Source organism: Bacillota bacterium, assembly GCA_018333655.1.
GTDB lineage: Bacteria > Bacillota > UBA994 > UBA994 > UBA994 > BS524.
Genome location: JAGXTJ010000003.1, coordinates 71894 through 82410, shown reverse-complemented (window position 1 = coordinate 82410; position 10517 = coordinate 71894). Strand labels below are relative to the sequence as shown.

The window sequence follows — 10517 nt, the reverse complement described above, 5'->3', positions numbered from 1 at the left end:
TGCCGTGCAAGTAGCCATAAAGGTACAACTTCAAAAGGTCATTGGCCGCATAGGAGGGTCTGCCTATGGCCGAAGGCTCGGGAAACCCGAGTTTCCTAAGATCAAGCGAATCAACCAATGCGTCTAGCACACGCAAACGTTACTTCTTCTCTCTTGTCTCTTGCTTCCTGTTTCTTGCTTCCTGTTTCTTGCTTCCTGTTTCTTGCTTCTAACTTAGGTCCTTTTCACACAGTCTGACGTCCCTTTGCTATAAATTCGCCAAATAGTTGACGTTAATGGAATAGCATGCTAATATTTACTCAAAATCAGGAAAATATTCCTGCTTGCTAGACAGGATTTTTTATAAAGAAGGGGTAGGAGAATACTACGTTATATGTTTTGCGTGACAATGTGTAGGTGCTGATTGATTGATGGCAAAGCCGAAATGGAGAAAGGGTGAATGCTATGTTGTATCGGGCCGGTTATGTTGTAAATAAAAGTTTAGGCATTACTATGTTGGCTCTGGTCGCCGTCAGTATCTTTGCTCTATCAGGGGTTGCTAGTTGGCCCAATTTCGCAACTTCCACTGAGAGTGCGAGCCAGCTTTTCTTTGATGGTTATGTCCAATGCCAACCAGCCTATATTGAGAATGGGCATCATGCTGCTCGCGGGTTCTTTGTGTATCGTAATGGGCTCGTTGGTGAACAATGGGCTTTCACGCCCTTTGGCCAAAGCGCTGAAGATGGCTCTATCCTCAGCGTGAGCATGAGATATTTGGACACCCTTAATCCATGGGCCCCGGCAGTGACATTTAATTATGGGTTTGATTGGGTCCCCTTTGGGTCGGGGAAGTGGGTGAATGTCTCCCCTGAGAACCAGGTCGAGACTGTGGATGAAAGGACAGAGTAGGTCCATGGTGGCGTGGAGGCATGGGTGGGTAATCGTTTTCGCCACTCTATTTCTTTCCTGTGCCATTACTGTTTTTACGAGCTTCACCGCCATACAACTTATTCTTCTCAGGCAGGCACTCAGTATGCCATATGGGTTGCCAGAAGAAGCAGTTGCTGTCCGTGTCAGAAGGCATGCTCCCCCTTCGCAACTGCATGAGGTGGAAAGTACCCTCAGTGAAGTGGCGCGCATTTTAGCGGCATCAGACACAGTCCTAGTCCTGGAAGGCTTAGACTTTGGCTTGGCGGTATATGACCCGACGGGGCACTTTGCGGGGTATCCACTAGCGCAAGGTGAATACTTTGGCAGGGGTGACTTTTATAGTGGCCTTCCCATGGCCTTAGTTCGCTATGAATCCCCCTTGCACCATATGACTCAACAGGGGATTACGATGGTTGAAGGTAAGATGATGCAAGTAAGAGGGGTATATGGCCGAGAGCATCCCTTTTTTTCTGACCAGCGTTCATTCGTGGTCAGTTTGTTGCATAGTTCCAGCCTGCTGGGAACATGGTACTTCAGCAAAGACTCGCACCTTGTTGCGGATGTGATGGCCTTACTACAAGGCCGAGGATATGGTACTCAAGTTGTAGCCGCGAAGCCGGATGAAGGAGTCGCTCGGCGCAGAATGTTCAACCCACTGTATGCAATGGTAGTAGCGGGGCTGGTATTTATGTTCTTTAATATCTTTCTGGCAAACTTCGTCCTATTGTCACGCTATAGGAATCACTTCGCCATTCATGTACGATTTGGCGCTACGAGAAGTAGGCTCCTAGCAAAAGTGCTCTTCTGTGGTCTGGGTCCTATCTGTCTAGGGGCGCTGCTCGGCGCAGGGTTGTACGCAGTTACCTTTCGCCTGAGTGACGGCTTCAATCTCGCCTTTTTGCCGACATGGGTTGCGCCATTGTCAATTGCCGTTACCATCATCGCTAGCCTTGCCCTTTGGTGCATCGCCTTCTTAGCCCAGAGGGTTCGGACCATGGATATTGGGGGAATATGATGACGCAATTCGCTTTTGCTCTTAGAGATGTTAGGCGAAGGCCAGTAGTCTTTGTTTTCTTTGCTATTCAACTAGTCGTGGTTTTGTTGTTCCTGCCGATTGTTGCTCAGAGCGCGATCACTTCTTCGCGCCATATTAGGATTGCTGAGAGCATGGCGGATAACCGCATGGTCTTTTTTTCCCAGACTTTAGGAACTTTCGTTCGTCGGAGCGTAACGCCAGATGGTGCGAGATGGCTATCTAGCGCGCTTGATGAGAATCTGAGGGCTTACTCGGTTGTATCCTCGATTAAATTGCGGGAGCATCCAGATTTGGCGGTGGTAGTTGGCGTAGGGGCATTCTCAGAATTATTACAATTAAAGGGCCACGATAGTATACCCGCCGGACCCGTAGCGCTTATCGGAAACAATGTTGGCTCATTGCGAGTAGGAGATTATGTAAGTTTTGGCGAAAGGAACACGAAGGATATCCTAGTGCACCATCGACTGCCTCGAGACGCTAACTACATAGCGCGTGGAACCCCACAAACCTTGGATAATTCCCTGGTAATCCTGACAAGCGCAGAATCTATAATGGGCTTTTTCTACGTGGGCTATCATCACTTTGACGAGATCTTGGTGAATACATCTTTAATAAGGCCATCTGGAGCAGATCTCCTGTACTTTGTGTCGGGCGTTCGAGAAATGACTGGTGTGGCCTTACATCCCATCGAATTGAATGACTATTCGCAACAGCACCACGGCGGAGCGTTCTATGGTGCCGTATTTTTCCTTGTCTTTTTTGCGATCACCTCGGCCTATGTACTAGTGGGCATTGTGGTAAACATAGTCTTGCTGTTAGAAAACCATATGTCGGAATATGCTATTCACCTATTGTCTGGCGCACGCTTGTGGCACTTATACGCTAGGGTTTTCATCTATATCACTTTGCTGGTAGGGCCACCATTGTTGCTAGCCTCAATTCTCCTTAGATCCATGTATCAGGCTCCTTGGGCACAGCTGTTCGGTGCAATCCCGCTGCTTGGAGGATTGGTGTCAATAATCGCTGTTGTACCGATAATTAAATTGCGAAAGTCCGATATTTTTTTACATTTGAGGGGTGACTAGTTATGAGCTTAATTACCTGCCTGTCCTTGCACAAGGACTTTCGTCGCGGCCCCAGCGTAACGCATGCCGTAAGGGGCGTTTCGCTCGAGATACATCGTGGAGAGAGTGTAGCCATTGTTGGCGCATCAGGTTGCGGCAAAACTACCCTTCTTAACATGATTGGACTTATCACAACTCCTGACTCTGGCGAGCTACTTATCGCGGGTCAAAATGCTAAGCAGCTTTTGAGCACGCAGCGCGCTGCCCATCGCAGTAAATTTTTTGGGTACATTGTGCAGGACTTCGCATTAATAGAAGACTATACGGCGATAGAAAATGCAGAGATCCCCTTAATTTACGGTCCGGACAGATTGGGGCGAAGCGAACGTAGGCGGCGTGTACAGGCAGCTCTGTCAAGAGTAGGCTTGGAGGACAAAGCTCATCAACAGGCCCGCCGACTATCAGGCGGCCAACGCCAAAGGGTAGCGATAGCCAGGGCCTTAGTGAGTGATCCCCAAGTAATTTTGGCCGATGAACCGACGGGATCTCTGGATGCGCAAGCCGGCGAAGATATTTTTAGTCTCCTGATAGAGTTAGTAAGCACCGACAAAACGCTTCTGCTCGTTACACACAACCTAGACTTGGCAGAACGGTGCGGTAGACAATTGCGCATGAGGGATGGCAAGTTAGTTTAGTGGCAGCGCATGATGATTTTTGGCCCTAAAGAAAACCCCCCTCCCAAGCTAGCAGCAAGGGAGAGAGCAGCATATAGCCGTGAAGGGTTCTATGGTACAGACTGCCGCCCCCGATGCCGCAGAGGCACGGTTTCAACCACAAAGTACACAGAGGAGTGGAAAAGAGAGGAAGCTGGCACTATGCTGCTTGCATAACTAGTTCCTTAGACTCTTTTATATGTAAAGATTTTCTATGGAATAATTTAACGACAGAGGATGCCGACAGAGGGGGCTAGCGCACGCTAACGCCTAGCGCCTGCACGGACTCGGCTAACGCCACCATGCCGATAATTTCGCCCTGTGCGCGTGGCTGCACGGCGAGGTAGTGGTCGGGGTCGAGGTTGAGATTGCGAAACTGCACTTGGTTGACCTTCGTCGCGGTTAAAAAGGCGAGGAGTGCCGCTACTTCTTCTTCTCTATCGGTTACTCCGGGCATAGACAAAAGATTGAGCGCGACATACACCCCATGCTCGCGCGCGTAATGGATAGACTTTACTACGTCGGCAAGAGTATACCCCGCGGGGCGGTAGTAGGGGTCGTAGGACTCTTGACGCACGGAGTTAAGGCTGACCCGCAGGGAGTCTATACCGGCATCGACTACTTTTTTTACTCCGGCCAAGTAGCCGGCATTGGTATTGGCATTTATGCGGCCCTCTTTCGTTTCGCCGCGCACACCGCGAATGATGTCGGCCGCGAGCTCGGCCTGCAAGAGGGGCTCGCCTTCGCAGCCCTGCCCAAAACTGACCATGTCCCCACCGCCAGAGAGATGTGCGACTGCTAGTCGCACTCCTTCGTCCTTAGTGGGCACAAAACTAATACGGTTTTGCGGCGCAGGGCAACACTCTGAGGACTGCAGCGAAATACAGCCCACGCAGCTAGCATTGCAGTGAGGCGAGATGGGCAAGGCCCCTTCTAAACGGCGGTAGATGATGTTTTGCGCTGTAAAACAGCCATAGTGAAGCGAGCAGTGGATTAACTGCTCTAGTACACGGTTCTTGCCTAGCTCCGCGCGCCTAACCTCTACGAGCTCGGCGAGCAGAGTGGTGTTAAAGCTAGCGGGCGCCCACCGCGCTAAGTCAGCTGTGCTGGCGACCGCCCGCGCCGCCACAAAGAACTGCCCGTCACGCCAGGCTACTCCGGTATAACCAAAGAGGGGCAAACGGTCTTGGGTGCGACTGTAACCAGGCAAAAGCAACCTTAAGTAGCCCTGTGGCAGAAGGGCCGCGACTGCTTGCGCGCCGTGCCTAGGGTAGCGCAACATCTGCCCCTTGGCATTTAGCGCGATGGGCGCCCTACCCGGCAAGACTACTAGGCTCCCCCCGCTAGGCATTGGCATTAATTCTTCGTCCTCTGGCACGAGCAACCTATCGCCAGTGCGCAACACCGCCCTGTATTCTAGGTCTTCGTAAACTCGACCTCGGGCATCGGCATAAACTAAGTACGACAGGCAAACGCCCCCCTCACTTCTCTCTCTGCCATTATACCTTAATGAACTAAAACAGACAGCCTCGGCTGCCTGTCTTAGCGTTCTGGCAAGAAATTTAGCGGGTCGCGGAAGTCGTCGTTGATGCGCACTTCAAAGTGTAGGTGGGGGCCTGTGGAATTGCCGGTACTACCTATTTTCGCTATGGCCTCACCCTGCACCACTCGATCCCCTTCTGTGACGAGAAGCCTAGAGGCGTGGGCGTAAAGTGTGTGCATACCACTACCATGGTAGATAAGGACGCACTTGCCATAGCCGCCCCACCAACCAGCTAAAACCACTCGGCCTGCCCGAGCCGCCACAATCTCGGTGCCGGTCGGCGCCGCTATGTCTAGGCCCTGGTGGATTGTACCCCAGCGGGGACCAAAACGGCTGGTTATGCGCCCTAGGACCGGCCAGATCATGCCTGCCGCATTTAGACTACTGCGCGACGCCCTGAGGGTGCTTGCGGTCTTGGGGATGAGGAGAACTTGCCCGACTCTTAGTTGATCTGGTGATTTTAGACTATTGAGCTCAATAATACTTGTGACGCTGACACCGTACCGCCCAGCTACCACCCACAAGTTCTCACCGCTACGCACCTGATGCTGCCGCGGCGGCGCGGGTAGCTCAGAAAGCAAAATTCTTTGCCCAATGCTTAGCCGGTGGGGATTCGTAAGGGCATTAAGGTCCGCTAGGCGCCCCACGCTCAGCTGGTAACGAGAAGCGATACAGGATAGCGTCTCGCCCGCTCTGACTACATGCGCCTTAGGCGCTGGCCCACCGACGGCTGTGGCAGAAGTTACTTCTTGCGGTACTGGTGCTTCTGGCGCTTCTGGTGCTTCTGGTGTTTCTGGTACCTCTGCTACTTTTGGTGTCTCTGGTGCTTCTGGTGCCTCGACTTTAGGCGTCTCGACTACTTGCTCGGGTGCGCCGCCTTGTTTCTCTTCATTTGCGGACACGAGGTAGGCGATCTGGTACGTGGGGGCCCCCGCAGGGAACGGCAGGATGCTTAACAGGGCGACAAAGAGCGTTGTGGCCAAAACTTGACGACAGTAGGAACTGTATGCTGACAAAATGTCCACCTCTCCTTTTGGGAGGGCAAGTTCTCTTGTATCTTTCGCCAAAGCTACACTGTCTATGCATGGCCTACTTGAGTTATGCTATGCTCATAGTGAGGTGGTAGAGATGAGAGTATTACATTTTGGAAGCTACTGGATGGGCGAAAACGACATTGTTTCTTTAATGGTTAAGGACTTACACGAAGTATGTGCTCTAAAAGCCATCGATACCCAGCTTTATTCTGGCAAAAATTCTCCTTGGGTGAAAAAAAGCCCCTCGCCAGAGCACGGAGGCGTTAATTGGCTGCATGATGAGGCGGTGCGGGCTGCTATTGGCGATTACCAGCCCGAGGTCGTCGTATGTAATTCGGGCGGCATGAGTTTCTCGCGCGAAATGCATGCTGAGCTTAAGCAAGCGGGGATTACCACGGTGGGCATTTCGCTATCAGACCCCGACGTCTTTCCCTCGCAAGGCGCGCATTACGCGCCCTACTTCGATCTTTTCTATACTAATGCTGAAGTTTCGCTCGCGGACTACCGGCGCCTTGGCTGCGAAGCACGGCTTTTGCCCTTTGCCGCCTCGCCGCGTTTTCATCGCGTGCTACCCGCAGTGCCCAAAAAATACGATTGCATTATAGTCGGCCACCCGCGCGCCGACCGCCTAGCGGCAGTTGCTCTACTCGATAAACACTTCAAGGTCGGGCTCTATGGGCGCGGCTGGAAGTACTGCGGCCTGATACCCCGCGGCCGCCAAGTAAATGGCGCTGAGCAAGTGGTGGCCCTAAATACGGGGCGAACCTACCTCTCTTTCTCGCGCACGGTAGCAGGGTATATCAATGTAAAAGTGGGTCTTTTTGAGGCTGTCGCCTGCGGCACGCCGGTTTTCACCGAGGAGTTCGCGGAGATGCAGAAGTATTTTACCTATGGTGAAGAAATAGTCGGCTACAATTCTCTGCCTGAGCTAGTGACAAAGCTTAAAGACCATTTAGCGCACCCCGAAAAATTACAGGCACTCTCGGCTAAGGCCAGAGAGCGCCTGCTGCGTGAACATACTTGGCAAAAGCGCTGGGAGATGGTGCTAGAAGATGTGCGGCAAATTCAGCACAGGTAAAGCTAAGGCGCCACAGACTTGCCCGTTAGACATCGCGCCGCAGAAAGGCCTTTTTCTCAAGTAGGTGAGTTGCTTCTACTAGGCGGACAGTGCCAGTTTTAGAGCGCATGACGATGGAATGCGTAGTGGCCTTAGCGCCTAGGTAACGCACCCCGCGCAGCAGATCGCCATCGGTAATGCCGGTGGCCGCAAAAATGACATCATTGCCTTTAACAATATCCTGCAAGGTGAGTACCGCAGAGACATCTTTAAAGCCCATGCTCTCGGCACGGCGAACCTCGGCCTCGCAGGTGGGCATCAGGCGGGCTTGCATTTCGCCGCCCAAACACTTTAGAGCTGCCGCTGCTAAGACCCCTTCCGGCGCGCCGCCAATGCCGACCAGCATGTCGACGCCGCTGTCCCCAAAGGCCGTAGCTACGGCCGGCGCCACGTCCCCATCGGAGATGAGCTTGATGCGGGCACCTGCTTCGCGCACCTCGCGAATGATAGAAGCATGGCGCTCGCGGTCGAGGATGACCACCGTCAAGTCTGCCACACGCTTGCCCTTGGCATGGGCTACTTTTTCGAGATTGTATTTTAGGGGGGCATTAAGGTCAATACAGCCCTTAGCCTCGCTACCTACGGCTAGTTTCTGCATGTACATGTCGGGAGCGTGCAGCAGGCCGCCTTTTTCGGCCACGGCCAGTACGGCAATAGCGTTAGGGAGACCCTTGGCCACGAGGCTAGTCCCCTCTAAGGGGTCGACGGCGATATCTACTTCTGGAAACGAGGCCCCGCCAACTTTTTCGCCGATGTAGAGCATGGGGGCCTCGTCCATTTCACCTTCGCCGATAACTATGGTTCCCCTAATTTGCACCGTGTCTAGCATGGCACGCATGGCATCGACGGCAGCGGCATCCGCTGCCTCTTTTTGTCCCCGCCCCATCAGGCGTCCCGCGGAAATGGCCGCGGCCTCGGTCACCCTGACAAACTCTAGCGCTAGCTCCCGCTCCATAGATAGCCCCCTTAGTTATAGATTACGAATAGCTGCTTAACTCTTGTCTTTAACTGTCTGCCAGTCGGCCAAGAAACGCTCGATTCCTAAGGTGGTAAGGGGGTGGTTAATCATTTGCTCGATTACTTTGTAGGGAACGGTGGCTATATGTGCCCCGGCCACAGCTGCGGCATGGACATGTTGCGGGTGGCGCAAAGACGCGGCAATTATTTCGGTGGGCAGACCATGCAAGCGGAAGATATGGGCGATGTCGTGCACTACCTCCATACCGGGGGCCGAAATGTCGTCTAAACGGCCGACAAAGGGCGAAACATATGTCGCGCCGGCCCGCGCTGCCAGCAGTGCTTGGTTGGCAGAAAAAATAAGGGTGACATTCGTCTTAATGCCGACCTGGCTTAAAGCGGCTACGGCCTCGAGCCCGTTCGCGGTCATGGGGATTTTGACGACCACATTGGGGGCTAGGGCGGCTAGCTCATGTGCTTCACGCAGCATACCTGGCACGTCTAAGCTAATGGCTTCGGCACTGACTGGGCCGGGGCAAAGGGCACAGATTTCTTGTACGGTGGGATGAAAGGCTAGCCCCTCCTTAGCAATAAGGGTGGGGTTAGTGGTAATGCCGTCAATGACGCCAAGCTTTACGGCGCGCTTAATTTCGCTGATGTTGGCGGTGTCAAGAAAGAATTTCATCTGCTAGACCTCCATTATTTTTACGTCGCTGATAATTAAAGTGGCCTCGGTTTGGGCGATTACTTCTTCAATGGTGGTGTCAGGGGCAATTTCCCTTAGTACTAGGCCCGCGGGTGTTACTTCGAGCACGGCCATTTCGGTGACAATCATATCTACTTCTTGCTTGGCGGTAAGGGGCAGGGTGCACTTCTTTAAAATCTTAGATTTGCCCTTAGCGGTGTGCTCCATAGCGACGATGACGCGCCGCGCTCCTACCGTGAGGTCCATCGCTCCGCCCATGCCAGGCACCATCTTGCCTGGCACCATCCAGTTAGCTAGGTTGCCTTCTTCATCTACCTCGAGCGCGCCTAGGACGGTAATGTCAACATGCCCGCCGCGGATAATGGCGAAAGACATGCAGCTGTCAAAGCAGGCACCCCCCGGCAAAATGGTGACTGGCTGCGCACCCGCATTAGTGACATCGGGGTCTTCTTGCCCGGGCAAAGGCGCGGAGCCTAGCCCCACAAAGCCGTTTTCGGAGTGAAACAAGACCTTAATCTCGCTCGGCAGGTAGTTGGCCACTTGCGTGGGCAACCCAATGCCTAAGTTAACAACCATGCCGTCGGTCAGTTCGCTGGCGATGCGCCGCGCGATGCGCTCACGCTTAATATCTTTACTCATGGCTTCTTGGTGCCTCCCTCTTTACTAAGTAAGTGACAAAGAGGCCTGGGGTAACTACTTCGTCGGGGTCAATCGCTCCGACAGGTACAATCTCGTCTACCTCGGCCACCACAATTTTGGCGGCGGTAGCCATGAGGGGGTTAAAATTGCGCGCCGCACGGCGATAGACTAGATTACCTGTGGAGTCGGCTTTATGCGCCCGGATGAGGGCGAAATCGGCCTGCAAAGCGCGCTCTAGCAAGTACTCCTTGCCGTTAACGACCATCTTTTCTTTGCCCACTTCGACCACCGTACCCACGCCCGTGGGCGTGAGAATACCGCCTAGGCCGGCTCCCCCTGCTCTAACCTGCTCTGCTAAGGTGCCTTGCGGTACGAGCTCTACCTCGGTCTCGCCGGCGTGCATTTGCCGGCCCGTCTCGGGGTTAGTACCGACATGCGATACCATGACCTTCTTGGCGCGCTTATGCACTACTAGCTTGCCAATACCACGGTCGGGAAAGCTAGTGTCATTGCCGATGATAGTCAACTCATCGACGCCCTTGTTAAGAACTTCGTCCACTAGGGTTTCGGGTGTGCCTACCGCTAAGAAGCCCCCGATCATTATTGTGGCGCCAGACTGCAACTCGGCTAGGGCCTCCGCTGCGGTGCGTAGTTTATTGCTCATTTTATCCTACTCCTTACGTGTGGAATGAGTAACTGGAAGATAGAAGCAAGAAGATAGAAGCAAGAAGATAGAAGCAAGAGAGAGGAGGGTGCGTTTATCAACCACAGAGAGCACAGAGTACAAAAGAGAGAACCA

General features: G+C 53.2%; 10 protein-coding genes. 4 read left to right on the top strand and 6 right to left on the bottom strand.

Annotated elements, in window-relative coordinates; translation table 11 throughout:
- Positions 1-871: 871 nt before the first annotated feature.
- From KGZ92_00820 to KGZ92_00810, 3 genes are read left to right on the top strand one after another with little or no spacing between them, the layout of a single operon-like run.
- The gene (locus tag KGZ92_00820; GenBank protein ID MBS3887828.1) at positions 872-1924 is read left to right on the top strand and encodes a hypothetical protein; all 1053 of its coding nucleotides are present in this window, start codon (positions 872-874) and stop codon (positions 1922-1924) included.
- Entirely contained in the window at positions 1924-3030 is a 1107-nt protein-coding gene (locus KGZ92_00815; protein ID MBS3887827.1) for a hypothetical protein, read from the top strand. Before KGZ92_00820 ends, KGZ92_00815 begins: the two co-directional genes overlap by 1 nt.
- Positions 3031-3032: 2 nt before the next feature.
- Positions 3033-3704 (top strand): ABC transporter ATP-binding protein, encoded by a 672-nt coding sequence (locus KGZ92_00810; protein ID MBS3887826.1) that lies wholly within the window; start codon positions 3033-3035, stop codon positions 3702-3704.
- A gap of 271 nt (positions 3705-3975) precedes the next feature.
- On the opposite strand, the gene KGZ92_00805 is transcribed toward KGZ92_00810, so the two are convergent.
- Positions 3976-5190 (bottom strand): radical SAM protein, encoded by a 1215-nt coding sequence (locus KGZ92_00805; GenBank protein MBS3887825.1) that lies wholly within the window; start codon positions 5188-5190, stop codon positions 3976-3978.
- A 74-nt stretch (positions 5191-5264) separates the two neighbouring features.
- Positions 5265-6281, bottom strand: a complete 1017-nt coding sequence (locus KGZ92_00800; protein ID MBS3887824.1) for a M23 family metallopeptidase — start codon at positions 6279-6281, stop codon at positions 5265-5267.
- Between the two features lie 112 nt (positions 6282-6393).
- Between KGZ92_00800 and KGZ92_00795 the strand changes: the two genes are divergently transcribed.
- The gene (locus tag KGZ92_00795) at positions 6394-7377 is read left to right on the top strand and encodes a glycosyltransferase (protein MBS3887823.1); all 984 of its coding nucleotides are present in this window, start codon (positions 6394-6396) and stop codon (positions 7375-7377) included.
- 25 nt (positions 7378-7402) lie between these two features.
- On the opposite strand, the gene glpX is transcribed toward KGZ92_00795, so the two are convergent.
- Genes glpX through atoD form a run of 4 tightly spaced genes read right to left on the bottom strand, consistent with a single transcriptional unit; the run spans position 7403 to position 10382 of the window.
- Complete coding sequence (gene glpX / locus KGZ92_00790) at positions 7403-8371, bottom strand: class II fructose-bisphosphatase (GenBank protein MBS3887822.1); 969 nt, start codon at positions 8369-8371, stop codon at positions 7403-7405.
- Between the two features lie 36 nt (positions 8372-8407).
- Positions 8408-9058 (bottom strand): fructose-6-phosphate aldolase, encoded by a 651-nt coding sequence (gene fsa, locus KGZ92_00785; GenBank protein ID MBS3887821.1) that lies wholly within the window; start codon positions 9056-9058, stop codon positions 8408-8410.
- A 3-nt stretch (positions 9059-9061) separates the two neighbouring features.
- Positions 9062-9718, bottom strand: coding sequence for a CoA transferase subunit B (locus KGZ92_00780; protein MBS3887820.1), 657 nt, complete (start codon positions 9716-9718; stop codon positions 9062-9064).
- Positions 9711-10382 carry an acetate CoA-transferase subunit alpha gene (atoD, locus tag KGZ92_00775; protein ID MBS3887819.1) on the bottom strand — a complete coding sequence of 224 codons (672 nt, stop codon included), beginning with the start codon at positions 10380-10382 and terminating at the stop codon, positions 9711-9713. The genes KGZ92_00780 and atoD overlap by 8 nt, the downstream gene beginning before the upstream one ends.
- Positions 10383-10517 lie beyond the last annotated feature (135 nt).

What these genes read in the sequence shown, in the direction of transcription:
- KGZ92_00820 (MBS3887828.1), top strand. Translation starts at nt 872, where the DNA reads ATGAAAGGACAGAGTAGGTCCATGGTGGCGTGGAGGCATGGGTGGGTA.
- KGZ92_00810 (MBS3887826.1), top strand. Translation starts at nt 3,033, where the DNA reads ATGAGCTTAATTACCTGCCTGTCCTTGCACAAGGACTTTCGTCGCGGC.
- KGZ92_00795 (MBS3887823.1), top strand. Translation starts at nt 6,394, where the DNA reads ATGAGAGTATTACATTTTGGAAGCTACTGGATGGGCGAAAACGACATT.
- atoD (MBS3887819.1), bottom strand. Translation starts at nt 10,382, where the DNA reads ATGAGCAATAAACTACGCACCGCAGCGGAGGCCCTAGCCGAGTTGCAG.
- KGZ92_00780 (MBS3887820.1), bottom strand. Translation starts at nt 9,718, where the DNA reads ATGAGTAAAGATATTAAGCGTGAGCGCATCGCGCGGCGCATCGCCAGC.
- KGZ92_00815 (MBS3887827.1), top strand. Translation starts at nt 1,924, where the DNA reads ATGACGCAATTCGCTTTTGCTCTTAGAGATGTTAGGCGAAGGCCAGTA.
- glpX (MBS3887822.1), bottom strand. Translation starts at nt 8,371, where the DNA reads ATGGAGCGGGAGCTAGCGCTAGAGTTTGTCAGGGTGACCGAGGCCGCG.
- fsa (MBS3887821.1), bottom strand. Translation starts at nt 9,058, where the DNA reads ATGAAATTCTTTCTTGACACCGCCAACATCAGCGAAATTAAGCGCGCC.